Annotated in this window: 19 protein-coding genes; 13 read left to right on the top strand and 6 right to left on the bottom strand. The window is 73.1% G+C overall.

The genetic code is table 11. The features are described 5' to 3' along the window. Positions 1-9 precede the first annotated feature (9 nt). From AB7J25_RS02420 to AB7J25_RS02400, 5 genes are all read right to left on the bottom strand, one after another. Positions 10-894 (bottom strand): hypothetical protein, encoded by an 885-nt coding sequence (locus tag AB7J25_RS02420; RefSeq protein WP_428504507.1) that lies wholly within the window; start codon positions 892-894, stop codon positions 10-12. A gap of 21 nt (positions 895-915) precedes the next feature. Further along, positions 916-1353, bottom strand: coding sequence for a hypothetical protein (locus AB7J25_RS02415; protein ID WP_428504505.1), 438 nt, complete (start codon positions 1351-1353; stop codon positions 916-918). 144 nt (positions 1354-1497) lie between these two features. After that, entirely contained in the window at positions 1498-2286 is a 789-nt protein-coding gene (locus AB7J25_RS02410; protein ID WP_428504503.1) for a hypothetical protein, read from the bottom strand. Between the two features lie 119 nt (positions 2287-2405). After that, on the bottom strand, positions 2406-2843 hold the full coding sequence (locus AB7J25_RS02405) for a PaaI family thioesterase (RefSeq protein WP_428504501.1): 438 nt from the start codon (positions 2841-2843) through the stop codon (positions 2406-2408). 29 nt (positions 2844-2872) lie between these two features. Next, positions 2873-3721 carry a class I SAM-dependent methyltransferase gene (locus AB7J25_RS02400; protein ID WP_428504499.1) on the bottom strand — a complete coding sequence of 283 codons (849 nt, stop codon included), beginning with the start codon at positions 3719-3721 and terminating at the stop codon, positions 2873-2875. Positions 3722-3958: 237 nt separating this feature from the next. On the opposite strand from AB7J25_RS02400, the gene rpsA reads away from it, so the two are divergent. The 5 genes from rpsA (at position 3959) to AB7J25_RS02375 (ending at position 10059) form a co-directional block, all read left to right on the top strand. Further along, positions 3959-5428 carry a 30S ribosomal protein S1 gene (gene rpsA / locus AB7J25_RS02395; protein ID WP_428504670.1) on the top strand — a complete coding sequence of 490 codons (1470 nt, stop codon included), beginning with the start codon at positions 3959-3961 and terminating at the stop codon, positions 5426-5428. Between the two features lie 210 nt (positions 5429-5638). Then, positions 5639-6283 carry a hypothetical protein gene (locus AB7J25_RS02390; RefSeq protein ID WP_428504497.1) on the top strand — a complete coding sequence of 215 codons (645 nt, stop codon included), beginning with the start codon at positions 5639-5641 and terminating at the stop codon, positions 6281-6283. 25 nt (positions 6284-6308) lie between these two features. Next, entirely contained in the window at positions 6309-7439 is a 1131-nt protein-coding gene (gene coaE, locus AB7J25_RS02385) for a dephospho-CoA kinase (RefSeq protein WP_428504495.1), read from the top strand. Positions 7440-7510: 71 nt separating this feature from the next. Next, positions 7511-9046 (top strand): RNA polymerase sigma factor, encoded by a 1536-nt coding sequence (locus AB7J25_RS02380; RefSeq protein WP_428504493.1) that lies wholly within the window; start codon positions 7511-7513, stop codon positions 9044-9046. Next, on the top strand, positions 9043-10059 hold the full coding sequence (locus AB7J25_RS02375) for a hypothetical protein (protein WP_428504491.1): 1017 nt from the start codon (positions 9043-9045) through the stop codon (positions 10057-10059). Before AB7J25_RS02380 ends, AB7J25_RS02375 begins: the two co-directional genes overlap by 4 nt. Before the next feature lie 12 nt (positions 10060-10071). Here the strand turns inward: AB7J25_RS02375 and AB7J25_RS02370 are convergent, their stop codons facing one another. Beyond that, complete coding sequence (locus tag AB7J25_RS02370) at positions 10072-10590, bottom strand: DUF402 domain-containing protein (protein WP_428504489.1); 519 nt, start codon at positions 10588-10590, stop codon at positions 10072-10074. 52 nt (positions 10591-10642) lie between these two features. Between AB7J25_RS02370 and uvrB the strand changes: the two genes are divergently transcribed. The 8 genes from uvrB (at position 10643) to AB7J25_RS02330 (ending at position 21688) form a co-directional block, all read left to right on the top strand. Beyond that, a complete protein-coding gene (uvrB, locus tag AB7J25_RS02365) occupies positions 10643-12835 on the top strand; it encodes an excinuclease ABC subunit UvrB (protein WP_428504487.1) in 2193 nt (730 codons plus the stop codon). Between the two features lie 897 nt (positions 12836-13732). Then, positions 13733-15025, top strand: coding sequence for a glycosyltransferase 87 family protein (locus tag AB7J25_RS02360; RefSeq protein ID WP_428504485.1), 1293 nt, complete (start codon positions 13733-13735; stop codon positions 15023-15025). An 84-nt stretch (positions 15026-15109) separates the two neighbouring features. Then, on the top strand, positions 15110-16381 hold the full coding sequence (locus AB7J25_RS02355) for a GAF domain-containing protein (protein WP_428504483.1): 1272 nt from the start codon (positions 15110-15112) through the stop codon (positions 16379-16381). Between the two features lie 131 nt (positions 16382-16512). Next, positions 16513-17679, top strand: coding sequence for an ATP-NAD kinase family protein (locus AB7J25_RS02350; protein ID WP_428504481.1), 1167 nt, complete (start codon positions 16513-16515; stop codon positions 17677-17679). Between the two features lie 78 nt (positions 17680-17757). Then, positions 17758-18525 (top strand): acetoin reductase, encoded by a 768-nt coding sequence (locus AB7J25_RS02345; protein WP_428504479.1) that lies wholly within the window; start codon positions 17758-17760, stop codon positions 18523-18525. Beyond that, positions 18522-19511: a thiamine pyrophosphate-dependent dehydrogenase E1 component subunit alpha gene (locus AB7J25_RS02340; RefSeq protein WP_428504477.1), complete on the top strand. Its 990-nt coding sequence runs from the start codon at positions 18522-18524 to the stop codon at positions 19509-19511. Before AB7J25_RS02345 ends, AB7J25_RS02340 begins: the two co-directional genes overlap by 4 nt. A 13-nt stretch (positions 19512-19524) precedes the next feature. Then, positions 19525-20547, top strand: coding sequence for an alpha-ketoacid dehydrogenase subunit beta (locus AB7J25_RS02335; RefSeq protein WP_428504475.1), 1023 nt, complete (start codon positions 19525-19527; stop codon positions 20545-20547). Positions 20548-20587: 40 nt separating this feature from the next. Next, positions 20588-21688 carry an acetoin dehydrogenase dihydrolipoyllysine-residue acetyltransferase subunit gene (locus tag AB7J25_RS02330; protein ID WP_428504473.1) on the top strand — a complete coding sequence of 367 codons (1101 nt, stop codon included), beginning with the start codon at positions 20588-20590 and terminating at the stop codon, positions 21686-21688. The last annotated feature ends 21 nt before the right edge of the window (positions 21689-21709 follow it).

The following is a 21709-nucleotide window of genomic DNA, read 5'->3' as shown; positions in this document are numbered from 1 at the left end:
CGGGCGCGGTCACGTGGTGTCGGGCGACGTGCCCGCCGTGGGGGCCGGCGGGTCCGGCGGCGGGTAGCCGTCCGAGGTGGTCGTCCAGGGCGGGGGCTGCGGGACGGGCGCCGCGACGTGCGGCGGTGTGGCGCCGGGGGTGAACCACGTCGGCTCGTCGTCCCGCGCCGGCTCCGCGCCGTCCGGTCCCGCCGAGGGCACCGGCGGCAGCGGCAGGGTTCGCAGCGCGGGATGGGGGGCTCCGGACGGGGCCGCGCCTGCCGTCGAGAGCACGGTCGCCGGGACGGGTGGATCCGGGTGCCGTGCGGCGCCGCCGTACGCGGCGATGGGCTCGACCGGCAGCACCTGGTCGCCGCCCGCCGTGAGGGCGTCGACGGGTGCGCGTGCGGCCGGAAGCATCGGCGTGGCGGGCGTTCTCCGGGCGGGCGGCGCCGCGCTGTGCGCCGGCCGGGCCGACACCGGTCGGGGGACGAGTGTCCGCGCGTCGATGCGGCGCATCCGCTGCCGCATGCGGGCCACCGTGCGCGCCGGGCCCGCCACGACCACGGCCAGGACGAGCGTCCCGCCGTACGGGTCGGCCACCGTGCGCATCAGGTGGTGGAGCTCGCCGTCGTGGCTGAGGACGAGCTCGGTGGGCGGGCCTACCGGGTGCAGGGACCCGAGCGCGTCGACCGCGCCCCGGACGAGGTCCGCGTGGGACGCGCCGAGCAGCTCCAGATCCAAGCCACCGCCGCGCCCCTGGAAGGACGTCAGCGTCATGCCGCTGTCGACGTCGACCAGCACCGCGCCGAGGACCGACCAGTCGTCGAGGAGACGGGCGAGGGGGGACGGCGGGGCGTCGCCCCACCCGCCCATCGCCCGGTGGATCCACCGGGCCACGTGCGACGTGCTCACAACTTCGGGAGCTTCCTGGGGTCAGCGCGGGTTGGCCTGGAAGTACTGCGCGTCCGCCATCGGCCGCGGGCTGCCCGCCGACGGGTGGGCCATGTGGAACTCCTGCTCGATGACCCGCAGGTCCCGCCGCGCCATGGCGAGGTTCGCCTGTGCCCGGTTGAGCACGAGATAGATGAACAGCTTCTCGTCCGGCACGCCCCGGATGAGGCGGATGAGGTGGTACTGGGTGTCGAGCGAGATCAGGATGTCCTCGATGCTCTCGCGCAGGCCGAGCTTCTGGATCACCTCGAGCTTCGTGCGGACGACGTCGCTGTTGCCCGGAGCGGCGACGTCGAGGTCGAACTCGCTGCTCCCGCCGCGCGATCCGAGAGACATGCCGCTCTCGTAGTCGACGATCGCCACGGCGAAGGCGCCCTTGATGTTGGCCGCCATGTCCAGCGAGCGTTCGATATTGCTCACGCGGGGTCCTCCTGAATCGGTGTGTCGATCGCCATCGGGCATTTCGTGACCGGCTTTTCCGGCCGCGAGGTGGAGGACCGTAGCGCAGCCGGGTGCCCGGCATTCTCGGCCGATTCGGTCTGCGGCCGGAGAGCAGGGTGCCGGTCAGCCCAGACGACGTAGACCGGCGAGCAGCCTGCGCAGCGTTCGGCCGTCCTTCGCCCAACCCTGCTGGAGTACCCCGGACGTCGCGGGTGGCCGGCCGGACCGGTCGACCGGGTCGGGGACGCCGACGAGGTGGCTGCCGCGCACCCGCCGCGGGAGCTCCGGCGCGGCGGGGGATGGAACGCCCCGGGAAGCCGGGGTGGCCCGGGGCGCCGGCAGCCGGGTCGTTGCGGGCCCGTCCGCAGCGGCCGGACGGGATGTGCGGGGCGGTGCCGGTCGTCGTGGCGGCTCGACGGCCGGGAGCGCCGGGTGGGAGCCGGTGTCCAGGCGCGGGGCCACGGTGCCGTTGCCCGCCATCGCACCTGGTATCGCCGCAGGTCGGGGCGGACCGCACGCCGCGGCGACGGAGTCGCGCAGCTCGGCCGAGGCGAGCTCGCGGCGGCAGGTGGCGGGGTTGCCGTGCCCGCGGCGCAGCCGGACGTAGACGAGGACGGGGCCGCTGCCGGCGACGTCGACCTGGCGGAGGACGTGGAAGAGCCGCTCCGAGGTGATCATCACGTCTTCGAGGTCGCCGTCGATGATGTCGGCGGTGCCCGCGTCCCGGCCGGCGGGGCCGTCGAGCTGTCCGCTCAGCCGCGCGAGCGCGGCGATCGACGGACCCATCACGTTCGGCAGGGAGCCGTTGCCCGCAGCGGCGAGGAGGCGTCCTGAGTCGCGTTCCGCGACGCCTGCGCAGAGCACGCCCTCCATCCGGAGCAGCTGCCGGAGAATGTCCTCGAGTCCGGGCACGGGGAAGTATTGCCGGTCGGGTTCGGCGTATGATTCATCGACCCGTTCGGTCGACCCACATCGCCGTCACGGCCGGTTCCGGAACGGATCTGCGAACCATTCCCACTCCCCCGAAGAGTTCATCGCGGGATCGGCCGCGTGTCGCGGTGCAGGCAGGTGAGCCGGGCCGTGCAGGTCCGTTTCCCGCGGTCGTCGACGATCACGATCTCGCTCGTGGAGGTGCTCCGACCGATGTGGAGCAGCCGTGCCGTGCCGACGACGTGGCCCGCGGTGGCGGACCCGTGGTGGGTGCAGGCCAGCTCCAGCCCGACCGGGAAGCGCTCGGGCAGCGCGTGCAGCGCGGACAGCACCGATCCGAGGGTCTCGGCGAGCACCGCGTTCGCCCCGCCGTGCAGGAGGCCGAAGGGCTGGCGGTTCCCGGCGACGGGCATCCGGCCGACCACTTCCTCGTGGGTGACGGTGAGGAGCTCGATCCCCATCCGGTCGGTGAGCTGCTCCCCACGGAGGTGCTCGGGCAGCGCGGGCAGGGCGTGCAGCTCCGCAGGATCGATCGGCATCAGGGCACCCTACGGACAGCAGGCCGGGCTCAGGTCCGACGGGTCACGAAGATCGCGGTGCCCGGGAAGAGGGCGCCCCGCAGCGGGGACCACTGGCCCCAGACCGTCCCGCGGCCCTCCGGCCACTCCGGCTCGACCAGGTCCTCGAGCACCAGGCCGGCGGCGACGAGGTCGCGCACGCGGTCGCCGAGGGTCCGGTGGTGCTCGACGTAGGTCGCCGCGCCGCGGGCGTCCACCTCCACGTAGGGGGTGCGGTCGAAATAGGACTGCGTGACGGTGAGCCCGGCGGGGCCGGGGTCGTCGGAGAACATCCAGCGCATCGGATGGTTGACCGCGAACACCCACCGCCCGCCCGGACGCAGTACGCGCGCGACCTCGGCCATGACCCGCTGCGGCTGCGCCACGAACGGCACCGCACCGAACGCGGAGCAGGCGAGGTCGAACGAGGCGTCGGCGAACGGCAGGTGCTCGGCGCCCGCCTGCACGAGCGGGACGTCGATCCCGGTGCGGGCGTTCAGCGCGGCGGCGTGGCGCAGCATCGCCCCGGACAGGTCCAGCGCGACCGGGGACGCACCCTGGGCGGCCAGCCAGCGCGAGCACGGCGCCGAGCCGGCGCCCACCTCCAGCACCCGCCTGCCGCGCACGTCGCCGAGCAGGCGGGCGTCGTCCTCGCGCAGTCCCTCGGGGCACCAGAGGAACTCGACGTCGCCGATGTCGTGGCCGTGTTCGGCCAGGTAGGCGTCCGCGTCGGCGTCCCACCACGCCCTGCTGGCCCGCTCCGACTCGGCCGCTCCGACGGCCCGCCGCGCGATCCCTGCAGTACCGAGGACGGACTCGGCGCTCGCGCCGGGAACACCGGGGGTGGCGTCGACGTTCACGAAGGGGATCGTTCCAGGTCGACGACGGGACCCGATTGCCCGGCTGATCTCGACCCGCGTAGCATCGACCCAGCACCGTGGTCAACGTCGCCGGTTCGTCGCGCGTTCCGTCACTCCACGGCTCGCACGACCTATGAAGTCAACCAGAAGGATCGCAGCGCACAGGTGACGTCATCTCGTCACGCACCACACCAGTACACCGACATGACCACATCCACTACCGGAGCACCCCACTACATGTCCACCGACACCACCGGCATCACCACCGCCCCGAACACCCCTCAGGTCGCCGTCAACGACATCGGGTCGGAAGCCGACTTCCTCGCCGCCATCGATCAGACGATCAAGTACTTCAACGATGGCGACATCGTCGAGGGCACCATCGTGAAGGTGGACCGGGATGAGGTCCTGCTCGACATCGGCTACAAGACCGAGGGGGTCATCCCCTCCCGGGAACTCTCGATCAAGCACGACGTGGATCCGGCCGAGGTCGTGTCGGTCGGCGAGTACGTCGAGGCGCTCGTCCTCCAGAAGGAGGACAAGGAAGGTCGCCTGATCCTGTCCAAGAAGCGCGCCCAGTACGAGCGCGCCTGGGGCACGATCGAGGCCCTCAAGGAGGCCGACGAGCCCGTCGAGGGCACCGTCATCGAGGTCGTCAAGGGCGGCCTGATCCTCGACATCGGCCTGCGCGGGTTCCTCCCCGCCTCGCTCGTCGAGATGCGCCGGGTCCGCGACCTGCAGCCCTACGTCGGCCGCAAGATCGAAGCCAAGATCATCGAGCTGGACAAGAACCGCAACAACGTGGTCCTGTCGCGCCGCGCCTGGCTGGAGCAGACGCAGTCCGAGGTGCGCAGCGAGTTCCTCAACCAGCTCGCCCGTGGCCAGGTCCGCAAGGGTGTCGTCTCGTCGGTCGTCAACTTCGGTGCCTTCGTCGACCTCGGCGGGGTGGACGGCCTGGTGCACGTCTCCGAGCTGTCCTGGAAGCACATCGACCACCCGAGCGAGGTCGTCGAGGTGGGCCAGGAGGTCACCGTCGAGGTCCTCGACGTCGACCTGGACCGGGAGCGGGTGTCGCTCTCGCTCAAGGCCACCCAGGAGGACCCCTGGCGGCTCTACGCCCGCACCCACGCGATCGGCCAGATCGTGCCGGGCAAGGTCACCAAGCTGGTGCCGTTCGGCGCGTTCGTGCGCGTCGAGGAGGGCATCGAGGGCCTGGTGCACATCTCCGAGCTGGCCGAGCGCCACGTCGAGATCCCGGAGCAGGTCGTGCAGGTCGGCGACGACTGCATGGTCAAGGTCATCGACATCGACTTGGACCGCCGCCGGATCTCGCTGTCGCTCAAGCAGGCCAACGAGGGCATGACGGTCGACTCCGAGTTCGACCCCACCCGCTACGGCATGGCCGCCGAGTACGACGACCAGGGCAACTACATCTACCCCGAGGGCTTCGACCCCGAGACCGGGGACTGGCAGGAGGGCTTCGAGGCCCAGCGCGAGGCCTGGGAGAAGGAGTACGCCGAGGCCCACGCCCGCTTCGAGCAGCACATGGCGCAGATCCGCAAGGCCGCCGAGGCCGACGCGGAGGCCGGCGCCGAGGGCGTGCCGGCCAACTACTCCTCGCAGGGCTCCTCGTCGGAGTCGGGCGGCTCGCTCGCCAGCGACGAGCAGCTCGCCGCGCTGCGGGAGAAGCTCTCCGGCGGTGCCTGACAGCGGTACCTGACAGCACGACCTCGGCGGACGGCCCCGGTGATTGCTCACCGGGGCCGTCCCCCATGTCGGCGCCACCCGATCGGGTCACTGCACCAATCGATCGACCCCAGGTCACGATCCCGGCACATCGAGTGAGGGCACCACCGTCGCAGCCCTACCGTGGATCCCGTGCGGGGGGTCGGGGTCCAGGGATCTGTCCGGAGATCGGTGCGGGTGATCCCCGTGCTGGCCGTGGCGCTCGCGATCGGCTCGGCCGTCGCCGGGTGCGGCGGGTCGCCTCCGCCCGAGATACCCATCCCCACCTTCCCGGCGGGCACCGCTGCCGCCAGCGCCCCCGCTGCCGGCCTGAACGACCCCGGCATGCCGGACGACTGCCAGCGGATCATGGCGCCCGAGGATCTCGTCGCCGTCCTCGGCCTGCCGCTCGGCTCCGTCGCCGTCCGCACCACCGTCGGCGTCCCCGAGCCGTCCGTCGGCCGGGTGGAGCGGGTCGCGTGCCGCTACACCGGCATCTCGGGCCGGGTTCAGGGCGTCACGCTGCTGGAGCTCAACGCAGGTCGCTACGTCGACGGCGCCGCCGCCTCGCGACAGTGGACGGTCAACGTCGCGGCCGTGGGCGGCCCCACGCAGCAGCTGCGGATCGGCACCGCCGCGGCCGTCGTGCGCGACGGTCCGGCCACGTCGCTGCTCAGCGTGGTGCACTCCGATGTCGCGGTCACGCTGGTCCTGCCGCCCGGTGCGCCTCACGCGCCCGGCCGCAGCGGGGCCGACACCCTCTCCGACCTGGCCGTCCGGGTGCTCGCCAACCTCGTGCCCGCCCCGCCCGCCGAGCTGCGGGTGTCCGCGGGCTGATCGCCGCGCCGCTACCGTGTCGGCCGTGCTGCGGATCGGGCTGACCGGCGGGATCGGATCGGGCAAGTCGACGGTCGCGCGGCGGCTGGTCGCCCGCGGTGCGGTGCTGGTCGACTCGGACGTCCTGGCCCGCGAGGTGGTCGCCGCCGGGACGGACGGGCTCGCCGCGATCGTCGACGAGTTCGGGCCGGGGGTGCTCGGTGCGGACGGCGAGCTGGACCGGGCCGCCCTCGCAGCCGTCGTCTTCGGCGGCGGGGGCGGCGACGGGGGAGGGGCCCGTGCGCGGCTCAACGCGATCGTGCATCCCCGCGTGCGCGCGCGATCCGCCGAGCTGGTGGCCGCCGCACCCGCGGACGCCATCGTGGTCCAGGATGTGCCGTTGCTCGTCGAGGGCGGGATGGCGGCCGGGTTCCCGCTGGTGGTCGTCGTGCACGCCGACGCGGAGGTGCGCGTCCGCCGCCTCGTGCGGGACCGGGGGATGGCCGAGCCGGACGCCCGCGCCCGGATCGCCGCCCAGGCCACCGACCGGCAGCGCCACGCAGTGGCCGACGTCTGGCTCGACAACTCCGGCAGCCCGGATGTGCTCCTCGCGGCCGTGGACACGCTCTGGGACGACCGCCTGGTGCCGTTCGAGGAGAACCTCCGCCGCGGGCGGCCCGCTGCGGCCCCGCCGGGATGGACGGCCGCGGACCCCGGATGGGCCGCGCAGGGCGCCCGCGCGGCGGCCCGGGTCGCCGCGGCGGGTGGTGACCGGATCCGGGCCGTCGCGCACGTCGGCGCGACGGCCGTCGCGGGCCTGGCCGCGCCGGACGTCCTGGAGCTGGTCGCGGTCGTGACGAACGACACGGCGTGCGAGCCGCTGCGCGGCCCGCTCGCCGCGGCGGGGCTGGTGCCGTCCGGGCCGCCTGACCGCTACGCGGGGGCCGATCCGGGCCGCCCGGCCACCCTGGACCTCTGCCTACCGGATTCGCCCGAATGGCGGGAGGCGCTGGCGCTGCGGGACTGGCTTCGGTCGGAGCCGTCCGCGCGAACGGAGTACTGTGGCATCGCCGAGCGCGGCGGCACCCCGATCGAGGTCGCCGGTTGGGTGCACGAGGTCCGTCGGCGCGTCCTCGCATGGACCGCATCGACCGGGTGGGAGCCGTCGTTGACCTGAACAGATCCACCCCGAGGGACGTACGCGGTAACGGAGACGACGTGAAGCGCGATGAGGTGCCAGGGCCTGCCATGCCCGTGCCCGATGCGGCGCTGCCCGGCGGGGCCGAGACCGGAGATGCCGACGGGGAAGGCGGGGCGGTGAGGATCGCGGTGCATGGCAGGAAGGGATCCGACGCCTCGGCGTCGAGCGACCCCGGTCGGCCCGTTGATGATCCCGTCGACGAGCTGGACCGGGACGACCCCGACGGCATCGACGACATCGACGACACCGCCGCGGAGACGAGCCTCATCGACGTGAGGGACGTCCCGGAGATCGCCCGCAGCGCCGGGACGGACGCCGGCGCGGACGAGCCCACCACCGCCGTCCGGCGCGACGTCGACGAGCCCGGAGCGGGGGAGGGCCCGTCCTCCGAAACGGGCGGCTCCGCCCTTGGTGCCGACGGTGCCGACGACGATGCCGCCGACGCTGACGCCACGCGCATGATCGCGCCGGACGCGGACGGGTCGGTCGCGCCGACGGCAGTCGTGCCCCGGCCGGCGTTCGACGAGGTCACCGGCTCGTACGTCGTGCAGGACGGCCCGGCGGAGATGTCGCAGTCCGAGCTGCGCGTCGACTTCGGCGCCCATCTCGAGGCGAACTACCAGCGCCTGGTGGCACAGCTCTACGCGATCACGCTGAGCCCCGACCAGGCGCACAGCGTCGTCCAGGACGCCTACTCCCGGGCGTGGCGGAACTGGTCGATCATCGGCCGGTCCGCGGATCCGACGGGGTGGGTGCGCCGCGTCGCGGTCCGCACCACGATGCGCAGCTGGCGGCACCTCCTCTCCCGCTTCGGCCTGACCCGCCCCGCACCGCCGGTGGCCGAGGGTCTGGACGAGCGGACGACCGAGCTGCTCACGGCATTGCGGAGGCTGTCGGCCCCGGAGCGGCGGGCCGTCGTGCTGTTCCACATGGCGGGCCTGTCCACCACCGAGATCGCCTCGGTGGAGCAGGTGTCGCCGACGACGATCAGCTCCCGGCTGGACCGCGGCAGGCGCAGCGTGCTCGGCGGCACCGGCGATCTCCTCAGCGGGGACATCGAGCTGGCGGGTGTGCCGCTGCACGACGACCGCGGGTACGTGGATGAGATGACGATGCCGCCTGCGGACGGGGACGCGGGCCGCATCGGCGGCGCGGGTGCACATCTCGACGACCGCTGGGAACGGACCGACACGTGGAACGGCGGACCGGACGGATCCTGGCCGATGTCCGAGGCGCCCCCGTGGGAGACACCGAACTCCGATCCGTGGCCGGATCCCGGCGCCCGAGAGGCCACCGAGGGGATCTCCGTGAGTGGCGCCCAGCTCACGTCGGACGAGTCCCGTAACGCGGCCGCCGACGACGACGATGATCGGGTGTGGAACGGCGCGCCGTCACACGACGGCGGAGTGCTGCTCGACGAGTACGACACGGTGGCGCCTGACGGCACCCTCGTGACCGCGGCGGCGAACCCGCCTGCGGTGGAGCGCGACGGTCCGACCGTCTCCGGGGTGCGCCCCGGCGGTGGTCCGGGCATCACGGCCAGGGAGCAGGGAACCGAGGGCGACAGCGAGGACAGGCGATGAGCGCGGGCTTCGACCGCATGACCGACGACTTCCGGTGGCTGGACGATTCGCTGTCGGAGAGCGTGACCCTTCCGTCGGTGGACGCCGTCATCAGGCGTGCCGGAACGCTCAACCGGGCGAGCACCGCGGCCGCGGCCGCCGTGCTCACCGTCGGCGCGCTCGGCACCGTCACCGCGTTCGCGCAGGCTGCATCCCTCGGCGACGAGGCGAACGCGACGGAGCTGGTCGCGGACGGCCCGCAGGCCGGCCCGCCGCCGGCTGCGGCGCCGCAGTTCCCCCTCTTCGCGCTTCCGCTCCCCGCGCCCGTCGCGGTGCCTCCGCCCGCACCGGCGGCGCCGAAGACCGTGGTCCGTGCGGCGCCGAAGGTCGAGCCGAAGTCCGAGCCGGAGTCCACGTCCGTCAAGCCGCGTCCTGCGCCGGACACGGACGAGGAGACCGGCTCGCAGGAGTCCGACGACTCCGGCAGCGGTAGCGGCGGTCGTGGTGACGGCGGTGGCCGTGGTGACGGTGGTGGCCGTGGCGACGGTGGGGGCCGCGGTGACGGCGGCGGCAACAACAATGGCGGCGGCGGTGGTAACAACAACGGCGGCGGCGGCGGCGGTAACAACAACGGCGGCGGCAACAACGACGGTGACGACGAGGGCGGCACCACCACGCGCCCGACGGTCCCGAACACGACGGTCCCGAACCTGCCGGACTTCACCGTGCCGAACGTGCCGAACATCCCGAAGCTGCCGACCAGCGAGGATATCGACCAGCCCTCGCCGCCGAGCGCGACGTCGCCGCGGTCGTCGAGGCCTCGGGTGACCGGCCCACGGACTTCCCGGACGAATCCGCGCACGACCGAACCGCGGACGACGTCTCCCCGCACCTCGTCTCCCCGCACCTCGGCGCCTGACGACGACGAGGTCGTGCTCCCTCGGGGTCTCAACCCGGAGAACCTCCCGGCCGGCCTCACCCAGGAGCAGATCGCGGAGCTGCTCGCGAACCTGCGCGCCCGCGGCCTTCGCTGACGGGGCCCGCGCTCACTCCCGCGGGCGCCAGGACAGGCTGATCCCCAGCCCTGCCAGCCACGCGTCCAGGTCGTGGCCGTGGGCCGCCAGGCCGGCCACCGCCGCGTACGTGGTGTGCAGGGCGGCCTCCGCGGTCGCGGGCGGCATCACACCGGTGGCAACGGCCGACACGAACTCGTCGACGTCGATCACGGTGGAGTCCCGGCCGCTGCGGACCACGATGTCGAGGTAGTGGTCGGTGAGCGTCCACCGCCCGCCACCCCGCTCGATCGTGCACACGTCGAGGTAGAAGTCCTGGTCGCGCTCGTGACCGGGGTTCCACCACCAGTCGCTCACGCACAGGCCCAGGTCCGGAAGCAGCCAGGACTCGATCCAGTGGGCGGTGGGCCGCTGCACGATCGCGCGGCTCATGTACAGGCCGAACGAGGTGACGCGGTACTCGTCGACCGCCCGCACGATTCCCTTGTTGTCGATGTTGACGTGGCCGGGGACGTCGAAGGTGGAGAACTTCGGCGGGTGCACGTCCGGCATCGTCCCAGCCGCGCGCCCGGTTCTGTCGGTGCCCGCTCGTACAGTGGTTCCCGTGGCGTTCGCGACTGAGGTTCCCGGGAGTGCCGCGGTCGGCCCCCACGACGGCGTGCCCACCGCGCACTCGGAGTTCCGCCCGGTCGGGGAGATCCCCCGCACCGGGAAGCCGTTCCAGGTGGTCAGCCAGTTCGAGCCGGCGGGCGACCAGCCCGCGGCGATCGACGAGCTCGAACACCGGTTGACGGCGGGCGAGGAGGACGTGGTGCTGCTCGGCGCCACGGGCACCGGGAAGTCGGCCACCACGGCGTGGCTCATCGAACGGATGCAGCGGCCCACACTGGTCATGGCGCCGAACAAGACCCTGGCGGCGCAGCTCGCGAACGAGCTGCGCGAGATGCTGCCGAACAACGCCGTCGAGTACTTCGTGTCGTACTACGACTACTACCAACCCGAGGCGTACATCGCCCAGACCGACACCTACATCGAGAAGGACTCCTCGATCAACCAGGACGTCGAGCGGCTACGGCACTCGGCCACGTCCAACCTGCTCTCGCGGCGTGACGTCGTGGTGGTGGCGTCGGTGTCGTGCATCTACGGCCTGGGCACGCCGCAGAGCTACCTGGACCGGTCGGTGCAGCTGACGGTCGGCCAGGAGGTGGAGCGCGACCAGCTCCTGCGGGCCCTGGTGGACGTGCAGTACGTGCGCAACGACATGGCGTTCAACCGTGGCACGTTCCGGGTCCGGGGCGACACGGTGGAGATCATCCCCGCCTACGAGGAGCTCGCGATCCGCATCGAGTTCTTCGGCGACGAGATCGAGGCGCTCTACTACCTGCACCCGATCACCGGAGAGGTGCTGCGTCAGGTCGAGGACGTGCGGATCTTCCCGGCCACGCACTACGTCGCGGGCCCGGAGCGGATGGAGCGCGCGGTGCGCGACATCGAGGCCGAGCTGGTCGAGCGCCTCGCCGAGCTGGAGCGGCAGGGCAAGCTCCTGGAGGCGCAGCGCCTGCGGATGCGGACGCAGTACGACGTCGAGATGATCCGCCAGGTCGGGTCCTGCTCGGGAATCGAGAACTACTCGCGCCACATCGACGGCCGCGGCCCCGGCTCGGCGCCCGCCACGTTGCTGGACTACTTCCCCGAGGACTTCCTGCTCGTCATCGACGAGTCGCACGTCACGGTGCCCCAGATCGGCGGCATGTACGAGGGCGACATCTCGCGCAAGCGCAACCTCGTCGAGTACGGGTTCCGCCTGCCGTCGGCGGTCGACAACCGGCCGCTCACCTGGGAGGAGTTCACCGACCGGATCGGGCAGACGGTGTACCTGTCGGCCACACCCGGCGACTACGAGCTCTCCCGCACCGGCGGCGAGTTCGTCGAGCAGGTCATCCGGCCCACCGGCCTGCTCGACCCCCAGGTGGTCGTCAAGTCCACGAAGGGCCAGATCGACGACCTCGTGCACGAGATCCGGGTGCGTACCGGGCGCGACGAGCGGGTCCTCGTCACCACGCTCACCAAGAAGATGGCCGAGGATCTCACGGACTACCTGTTGGAGCTGGGCATCCGGGTGCGCTACCTGCATTCGGAGGTCGACACGTTGCGCCGGGTCGAGCTGCTGCGCCAGCTGCGGCTGGGCGAGTTCGACGTGCTGGTCGGCATCAACCTGCTGCGCGAGGGGCTGGACCTGCCGGAGGTGTCGCTGGTCGCGATCCTGGACGCCGACAAGGAGGGCTTCCTGCGGTCGGACAAGTCGCTGATCCAGACGATCGGGCGCGCGGCCCGCAACGTGTCCGGCGAGGTGCACATGTACGCGGACTCGGTCACGGAGTCCATGCGCCACGCCATCGACGAGACGGAGCGTCGCCGCGCCAAGCAGATCGCCTACAACACCGAGCACGGGCTCGACCCCACCCCGCTGCGCAAGAAGATCGCGGACATCCTCGACCAGGTGTACCGCGAGGCGGACGAGAACGAGGTGCCGGTCGGCGGGTCGGGTCGCAACCAGTCCCGGGGCAAGCGGGCGGCGGGGGAGCCGGGGCGGGCGTCGGCCAGCTCGGGCATCGTGGCCGGCCGGGACACCTCGGCGATGCCCCGTGCGGAGCTCGCCGATCTCGTCCAGCAGCTCTCGGACCAGATGCTCGCGGCGGCGCGGGATCTGCAGTTCGAGCTGGCGGCGCGGCTGCGTGACGAGATCGCCGATCTCAAGAAGGAGCTGCGCGGGATGGACGCGGCGGGCATCCGCTGACACCCGGCCGGGGTCGGCAGCTCCGCGGCGGAAGCCGGCTGGTCGTGGTGAATAGGGCATTCGGCAGATATCGGTCGTATCTCGACGACCGATTATCCGTTGAACCGATCGGCAGATCATCATCGACCGATCGGAGATCTCGTGACCGGGAGGTTCGCACGCCGGCTTCTTGCCGTGGCGACGGTGAGCATCGCCGCTGCAGGACTGTGGAGCGTCCCCGCGCTCGCGGCGTCGTCGACGGACGGCGAGCCCGAGAAGGCGGCCTGCACCGAGCCCGCGCCGACCCGGTCGCCGCTGGCCGGGCTGGGGCTCGGCAGCTCGCCGGACGAGGCGTCGGCACGGCAGGCCTGCAACAGCCAGAAGAGCCACGTGGACCGGTCCGGTCTGGAGCCGGCGGAGGGCGCCGACGACACGGAGGCCGACGACGCTGGGGCCGACGACGCTGGGGCCGACGACAGGGGGGCCGACGACAGGGGGGCCGACGACACGGGGGCTGACAACACAGGGGCCGGGAACGGCGCAGCCGTCACCGACGAGACCGAACCGGCCGCCGGCACTGGGGCCACTCGGGGAACCGGGACAGCGGGAGGCGCCGAGCCCGCCGGGGACACCGGGGCTGCAGGACGTTCCCCTGGCGCCGCCGGGCGCTAGGTCGCAGGAGGCGCCGCGGCCGCGGACACCGCGAGTGCGGGCGGATCGTCCCGGGTGCGCGGTGTCGCTCCCGAGGTGTAGGTGAGCGTGCTCGGTCGCGGCGGCATTCCGTCATGGCGGACGCGACATCCGGGCCGGGTGCCGCGCCCGCCCGGATGGATTCAGAGGCGGCCGGTTACCGTGGGGTCCGGCAGGGCTCACGTCGACGGGCCAACGTCGGAGGTCCCACATCGAAGGGGAGGCAGGGTGACGGACGTCGCGACACGCCCCGGGTCGCGAATCGCCGGGGCGGGTCTGCTCCGGATCGCCCGGAGTCCACGCCTCGCGCTCCCGATCGGAGCGGCGTTGCTCGCCGTCGCGATGGTCGTCCTCGTGGAGAAGTTCGGTGGCCGGCACATCGACCTGGAGGTCTACCGGTTCGGGGTGTGGGCGCTCCTGGACGGCGGCGACCCGTACGTGACGCTGCCGCCCACCGCGGTCGGCGCCGTGCTGCCGTTCATCTACCCGCCGTTCGCGGCGTTCGTGCTGATGCCGTTCGCGCTGGTGCCGTGGGAGGTGGCGTGGCCCGCGCTGATGGCGGCGTCGACGGTGGCGCTCGCGGTCACCCTCTACGTCACGGCGCGGGCGCTGTGGCCGTCCGGCGGGCGCCGGGGCGCGCTGGGGGCGGCGGCGCTGGCCCTGCCGCTGTCGTTCGCGCTCGAGCCCGTGCACTCGACGATCGACTTCGGGCAGGTCAACCTTCTGTTGATGGCGCTGGTCGCGGCGGATTGTCTGGTCGCCCGTCCGCGCTGGCCGCGCGGCGTGCTGGTCGGGATCGCCGCGGCCATCAAGCTCACCCCGGCCGCGTTCGTGCTGTTCTTCCTGCTCCGCGGGGACCGCAAGGCCGCCGTCACCGCCGCGGTGAGCGGCGGCATCGCCACGCTGGTCGCGTTCGCGCTGGCACCCACGGCGTCGCTGCGGTTCTGGCTGGACAACCCGGCCGGTGGGGTCAGCGCGGCGCCGTTCTACACGAACCAGACGTTCCAGGCGGTGCTCGTGCGCGCCGGGGTGGACGGCGTGGCACGGACGGCGGCGTGGCTGGTGCTGTCGCTGGCCGTGCTGCTGCTCGCCGCCCCGGCGATCCGGCGCGCGCCCGCCCCGCTCGCGATGGTCGCCACGGCCGCGGTGGCGCTCCTGGTATCGCCGACGTCGTGGTCGCACCACTGGGTGTGGGTGGCGCCCGCGATGATGGTGCTCGCCGTCACGGCGTGGCGCACCCGGTCGCGGCGCTGGGTCCTGGTGACACTGCTGTCGGTGGGGGTGTTCGTCGGCGCCCCCCATGTGTGGGGCCTGCCGCGGGCGGACGGGCGCGAGCTGGCCTGGACGCCGCTGCAGCAGGTGTGGGGATCGACGTTCACCTGGTTCACGGTGCTGCTGCTCGTCGCGCTGTACTTCGCATGGCGCAGGCGGCCCGCCCCCGTGGCCGCCGGCGTGCCTGCCGCGCCCGCCCCGGCCGCTCCCGGCCGCCCGGACGGTGCGGCGGCCGGCTCCGTCGGCTGATCCGGCGCCGAGCCTCGTCCGCGTGGCTGTGGTGCCCGCCCTCACCCGTGCCTACGCTGGCCGGAGGTGAGCGGAGGAGCGAGGGTGGACGAGGCCGTCTGCGCGATCCGGCCGGGTATGGACGTCGCCCGGTACGCGCACCTGCTCGCCCGGGTACACGACGCCCTGCTCTCGGGCGACCGCCCGCCCGCGCATCCGCGTCGCCTGGTGGCCCGCTCGTGGCAACGGGTGCGCGCCCAGGGCGTCGACCCCGACCTCGGTGATCCTCCGGACCCGCTCGGCCCGGCGGAGGTGGAACGGCGGCGGGCGCGCTCGCCGCTCGGGCGGGTGCTGCCGGAGCTGCGGGCGGCGCTGACGTCGGTGGCCGAGGACGCCCGCCACATCATGGTCGTCACGGACGCGGACGGCGTGCTGCTGTGGCGGGAGGGTGCGACCTCGGTGCGCCTGCGGGCCGACCACCTGCGCTTCGCCGAGGGCGCGAACTGGTCGGAGGGCGTCGTCGGCAGCAACGCGATCGGCACGGCGCTCGCCGAGGGCGCGCCGGTGCAGATGTTCGCGGCCGAGCACTTCGTCCGCAGCCACCACGTGTGGACGTGCACGGCGTGCCCGGTGCACGACCCGCGCACCGGCGAGCTGCTCGGGGTGGTGGACGTGAGCGGCCCGGCCGAGACGGTGCACCCGACGACGGTCGCGCTGGTCGGCACCGCCGTGAAGCTCGCGGAGGCGAGCCTGTGGCGCCAGCACGAGTCGCGGCTGGAGGCGCTGCGCACGATGGCGGCACCCCTGCTGGCCGGCGTCCGCGGTGCCGGGCTCGTGGTCGACGATCACGGATGGGTCGCGGCGGTGACGGGGATGCCGAGCGTGGAGCGGATCGCCGCACCCCGCCCGGACCGCCCGATCTCGGTGCACGGGATCGGGGTGTGCGTGCCCGAGCCGGTGCCGGGCGGGTGGCTGCTGCGCGCGGGCACGCAGCCGCACCGGATCCGCCTCACCCTCGACCTGGCGTCGCGTCCACCGCGGGCCGTGGTGGACGGTTCCACCCGCTGGGTGCACCCGCTCTCGACGCGCCACGCCGAGGTGCTGGTGCTGCTCGCCCGGGCCGGTGTCCCGGGGATGGACGCGGCGGCGCTGTCCGCGGCCCTGTACGGCGACCGGGCGCACGTCATCACGGTGCGGGCGGAGATGTCGCGGCTGCGGCGCACCTTCGGGGGCCTGCTCCTGGCGCGGCCGTACCGCCTCGACCCGGACACCGAGGTGATCGTGCACGGGCTCGCCGGCTCGGCCCTGCTGGAGAGCTCCACGGCGCCCGGGTTGCGCGGCGTGCCCGGTGCCGTGGCGGAGCGGCTGCCGTCCTAGCCGCGGACGCCGCAGCGTGCCCACGCGTTCGCAACCTCGCTGCAACGGTTGCCCGCACCGGCGAGGAGCGGTGAGGTGGGTCACGCGAAGGTGCTCCCGATCCGGTGCGGGGTCGACGACGGAGGGCAGGCGTGCAGCCAGAGGCGGCGAACGGGCAGGTCGTGCCGGGAGGCACGCTGCCGGTCGTGCCCGGTGCGACGGTCGGGATCGTCGCGAACCCGATGTCCGGCCGGGACATCCGCAGGCTCGTCGCCCAGGCGTCGGTCTTCCCGAACACGGAGAAGACGAACATGGTGCTGCGGCTGGTGGCAGCCTGTGGCGCCACCGGCGTGGACCGGATCCTCATGTCGACCGATGCGATGGGCGTCGCGGGCGGGGTCCTGCGGGCCCACGACCGGCGGCGGGCGGGCGAGGGGCGCAGCCCGGACGTCGAGTTCGTCGAGCTGACCCCCATCCTCGGGACGGCCGAGGACACCCGCTCGCTCGTGCGGTCCATGCGCGATCGCGGTGCGACGGTGATCGTGCTGCTCGGCGGGGACGGGACGGTGCGCGCCGCGTCGGACGCCTCCGGCGACGTCGCGCTGCTGCCGCTGTCGACCGGCACCAACAACGCCTTCCCCGAGATGTGGGAGGCCACCGTCGCCGGCACCGCGGCGGGCCTGCTCGCCACCGGCCGGGTCGCCGCCGACGAGGCGACCTACCGGGCGAAGGTGCTGCGCGTCGAGGCCGGCCCGGCGCGCGAGACGGCGCTGGTCGACGTGTGCGTCTCGACGGTGACGCACGTCGGCTCGCGGGCGCTGTGGCAGCCGGCCACGTTCCGCGAGCTGTACTGCGCGTTCGCCGAGCCGCACGCCATCGGCCTGTCCAGCATCGCGGGGCTGATGCACCCGGTGACCCGCACGGCGCCCTCCGGGGTCGCCGTCCGCCTGGCCGGGCCGGAGGCCGCCACGTCGACGGTGCTGGCGCCGATCGCGCCCGGGGTCATCGCCCCGGTGCGCATCCAGGAGATCCGCAGCCTGCTCGCCGGGCAGCCGCAGCGGGTCGCGGTCGAGCGTGGCACGGTCGCGGTCGACGGTGAGCGCGAGATCGAGTTCGGCCCGGCGACCCCCGTCACCGTCACCCTCGCGCACGACGGGCCCCGCGTCCTCGACGTGCGTGCCGTCCTGGCGGCCGCCGCGGCCGGGCGGCTGCTGGTCTCCGCGGCGACTCGCCGCGCCGGCCCGGTCGAGGTCCACAACGGGAGCAGCGGGCCAGAGCCCCATCGAGAACCCATCGAGGACCCATCGAGGAGGTCATGACGTGAACGAGCTCGCGAGCTCACCGTCCCACACAGCAGCTCCGCGAACGCGCGCGACGAGCGTCGGCGAGGAGGTCGCGTGAGTACCGCCGTCGTCACGGGAGGGGGCCGGGGGATCGGCCGCGCCATCGCGCTGCGCCTGGCCTCCGACGGGCACGCCGTGGCCGTCAACGACGTGGACAAGGCCACCGCGGAGGCCGTCACCGCCGAGATCGCCGAGGCGGGCGGCAGGGCCGCCACGGTGGCGGGCGACGTCACCGACCGGGACGCCGTGTTCGGCATGGTCGAGAGCGCCGTCGCGGCGTTCGGCAGCGTCGACGTCATGGTCGCCAACGCCGGGATCGCCCAGGTCAAGACGCTGCGCGAGCTGACGGCCGCGGACCTGCAACGCATGTTCGAGGTGAACGTCTTCGGCGTCGTCTGGTGCCTGCAGGCGGCCGCCGAACAGATGATCGCCCAGGGCACGGGCGGCAAGATCATCAGTGCGGCGTCGATCGCCGGGCACTCCGGGTTCGACCGGCTGGGCCACTACAGCGCGACGAAGTTCGGCGTCCGCGCCCTCACCCAGGCCGCGGCGAAGGAGCTCGCCCCACACGGGATCACCGTCAACGCCTACTGCCCCGGGATCGTCGACACCGCGATGTGGGAGCTCATCGACGACCAGCTCGGCGGCTACCTCGGCACCGCCAAGGGCGAGGCCATGAAGCAGTACTCCCAGCTCATCACGCTGGGCCGGGTGCAGACACCCGAGGACGTCGCGGGGTTGGTCTCCTACCTCGCCGGACCGGATTCGAACTACATGACCGGGCAGTCGGTCGTGATCGACGGAGGGATCGTGATGGTATGACCGGCACGCTGTCCACCGGCACCGACCTGTCGGCGGAGCAACTGCTCGACGCCTACCGGGTGATGCGCACCATCCGCGCGTTCGAGGAGCGGGTGCACGACGAGTTCGCGGGTGGCGACATCCCCGGGTTCGTGCACCTGTACGCGGGGGAGGAGGCCTCGGCGGCGGGCGTGTGCGCGCACCTCGACGGCCGCGACGCCGTCGCCTCCACCCACCGGGGGCATGGCCACTGCATCGCCAAGGGCGTCGACGTCAAGGAGATGATGGCCGAGATCTTCGGCAAGGCCACCGGCTCGTGCCGCGGCAAGGGCGGCTCGATGCACATCGCCGACGTGGCCAAGGGCATGCTCGGCGCCAACGGCATCGTCGGCGGTGGGCCGCCGCTGATCTGCGGGCGTGCCCTCGCGTCGAAGTACAAGGGCGACGGCGGCGTGGCCGTGGCGTTCTTCGGGGACGGCGCCTCCAACCAGGGCACGACCTTCGAGTCGATGAACCTCGCGACGATCTGGAACCTGCCGGCGATCTTCGTCGCGGAGAACAACGGCTACGCGGAGTCGACGTCGTCGTCCTGGTCGGTGGCCAGCGACAACATCGCCGACCGTGCGGCCGCGTTCGGCATGCCCGGCGTGATCGTGGACGGCTTCGACTTCTTCGCCGTGCACGAGGCGGCGGGCGAGGCCGTGGCCCGGGCCCGCGAGGGCGGCGGCCCGACGCTGATCGAGGTCAAGTTCACCCGCTACTACGGGCACTTCGAGGGCGACCAGCAGCTCTACCGAGGCAGGGAGGTCGCCGAGGCCCGCGAGAAGCTGGACTGCCTCAAGCGCTTCCGCGCCCGGGTCACCGAGGGCGGCCAGGTCTCCGACGGCGACCTCGACCGGGTGGACGCCGACGTCGCGCGGCTGATCGACGAGTCGGTCGCCGAGGCCAAGGCCGCGCCGAAGCCGGGCGCGGACGACCTGCTCACCGACGTCTACGTCTCGTACTGAAGGGAGCGCAGCGATGACACAGGCACATCGGAGCATCACCTACCGCGAGGCGATCAACGAGGCACTGGCCCAGGAGATGGAGCGCGACCCGTCCGTCATCGTGATGGGGGAGGACAACGCGGGCGGCGAGGGCTCGCCGGGGGAGATGGACGCCTGGGGCGGGGTGCTCGGGGTCACCAAGGGCCTCTACCACCGCTTCCCCGGCCGGGTGCTCGACACCCCGATCTCGGAGTCCGCGTTCATCGGGGCGGCGATCGGCGCCGCCACCGGCGGGATGCGGCCGGTGGCCGAGCTGATGTTCATCGACTTCATGGGCGTCTGCTTCGACCAGATCTTCAACCAGGCCGCGAAGTTCCGGTACATGTTCGGGGGAAAGGCCGTCACCCCGGTCGTGATCCGCACGATGTGGGGCGCGGGCCTGAGGGCGGCGGCGCAGCACTCGCAGTCGCTGCTGTCGGTATTCACCCACATCCCGGGACTCAAGGTCGTGGCGCCGTCGAACGCCTACGACGCCAAGGGGCTGCTGATCCAGGCCATCCGCGACGACGACCCGGTGATCTTCGCCGAGCACAAGATGCTCTACGACACCGCGGCCGAGGTGCCGCAGGAGAGCTACGCCATCCCGTTCGGCGAGGCGAACATCGTGCGCGAGGGGTCGGACGTCACGATCGTGGCGATCGGGCGGATGGTGGCGATGGCGCAGGCGGCCGCCGACGAGCTCGCGACGGCGGGTGTGCAGGCCGAGATCATCGATCCCCGGACGGTGAGCCCGATGGACTGGGACACGATCCTCGAGTCGCTCGAGAACACCGGGCGGCTGGTCGTGGTCGACGAGGCCACGCCGCGCTGCTCGCTGGCCACCGACATCGCCGGGGTCGTCGCGCAGGACGCGTTCTCCTCGCTGCGCGCGCCGGTCCAGCTGGTGACGGGGCCCCACACGCCCGTGCCGTTCACCGGCGCGCTCGAGGACCTGTTCATCCCGGACGCCCAGCGGGTGGCCAACGCGGTGAAGACGGCCGTGGAGTACCGGGGGTGACGCAGCCGATGGCCGGTGACCCGAGCCTGCGGAGGTGCTCATGAGCGACGAGCGCATCCAGCGGGTGACGATGCCGAAGTGGGGCCTCTCGATGACCACCGGGAAGATCGTCGAGTGGTTCGTCTCGCCCGGGGACGAGATCGCCAAGGGCGACGACGTCGTCGACATCGAGACCGACAAGATCGCCGGAACGCTGGAGTCGCCCGTCGGCGGGCTGCTCCGCCGGATCGTCGCCGAGCCCGGGGCCGATCTCCCGGTCGGCGCCGTCCTCGCCGTCCTCGCTCCGGCCGAGGTGCCCGACGAGGAGATCGACGCCGTCGTCGAGGAGGCGCGGGCGGCCGTCGAGTCCGGAGCGCTGGAGGTCTCCGACGAGCCTGCGCCGCAGGTCGTCGAGATCGGCGGGCGGTCGATCTCGTACCTGACGCTCGCCGCGGAGGCGCCGTCGGGCGACCCGGTCGTGCTCGTGCACGGCTTCGGCGGGGACAAGAACTCCTGGCTGTTCGTCCAGCAGCCGCTCGCCGACGTGCACACCGTGCACGCGCTCGACCTGCCCGGGCACGGTGCGTCGGACAAGGAGGTGGGCGACGGCTCGTTGCGGATGCTGGCCGACACGGTGGTCGGCTTCCTCGACGCGCTCGAGATCGACCGGGCGCACCTGGTCGGGCACTCCCTCGGCGGTGCCGTCGTCGCCGCGGCGGCAGGTGCGGCGCCGCAGCGGGTGGCGTCGTTGACGCTGCTCGCCCCGGTGGGCTACACCGCCGACGCGGACGCCGAGTACCTGCGCGGCTTCGCCGCGGCGACGTCCCGGCGCGAGCTCAAGCCCCTGCTCGGGCGCCTGTTCGCCGACGACGCGCTGGTCACCCGCCAGCTCGTGGACGACCTGCTGCGCTACAAGCGCATCGACGGGGTGGACAAGGCCCTGGCGGCCCTGCTCGCCACCCTGCTGGACGGCGACCGGCAGGCCATCGACACGCCGGGCCTGCTCGCCGGTTCCGGGGTTGCGGTGACCGTGGTCTGGGGCTCCGCGGACCGCATCCTGCCCGTGCCGGACGGCGTCGACCTGCAGCGGGTCGAGGCCGGGCACATGCTGCACATGGAGGCGGCGAACGACGTGGTGCGCGCGATCCGCGCCGCGCTGTAGCGCCGCCGGGGTCTCCCGCCG

This window comes from Pseudonocardia sp. (assembly GCF_050246655.1).
Lineage (GTDB): Bacteria > Actinomycetota > Actinomycetes > Mycobacteriales > Pseudonocardiaceae > Pseudonocardia.
Note: the sequence above shows the minus strand (reverse complement) of the source record. Positions and strands in the feature narration are given on the sequence as shown.

What these genes read in the sequence shown, in the direction of transcription:
- AB7J25_RS02405 (WP_428504501.1), bottom strand. Translation starts at nt 2,843, where the DNA reads ATGCCGATCGATCCTGCGGAGCTGCACGCCCTGCCCGCGCTGCCCGAG.
- rpsA (WP_428504670.1), top strand. Translation starts at nt 3,959, where the DNA reads ATGTCCACCGACACCACCGGCATCACCACCGCCCCGAACACCCCTCAG.
- AB7J25_RS02380 (WP_428504493.1), top strand. Translation starts at nt 7,511, where the DNA reads ATGCCCGTGCCCGATGCGGCGCTGCCCGGCGGGGCCGAGACCGGAGAT.
- AB7J25_RS02375 (WP_428504491.1), top strand. Translation starts at nt 9,043, where the DNA reads ATGAGCGCGGGCTTCGACCGCATGACCGACGACTTCCGGTGGCTGGAC.
- AB7J25_RS02370 (WP_428504489.1), bottom strand. Translation starts at nt 10,590, where the DNA reads ATGCCGGACGTGCACCCGCCGAAGTTCTCCACCTTCGACGTCCCCGGC.
- AB7J25_RS02340 (WP_428504477.1), top strand. Translation starts at nt 18,522, where the DNA reads ATGACCGGCACGCTGTCCACCGGCACCGACCTGTCGGCGGAGCAACTG.
- AB7J25_RS02335 (WP_428504475.1), top strand. Translation starts at nt 19,525, where the DNA reads ATGACACAGGCACATCGGAGCATCACCTACCGCGAGGCGATCAACGAG.
- AB7J25_RS02330 (WP_428504473.1), top strand. Translation starts at nt 20,588, where the DNA reads ATGAGCGACGAGCGCATCCAGCGGGTGACGATGCCGAAGTGGGGCCTC.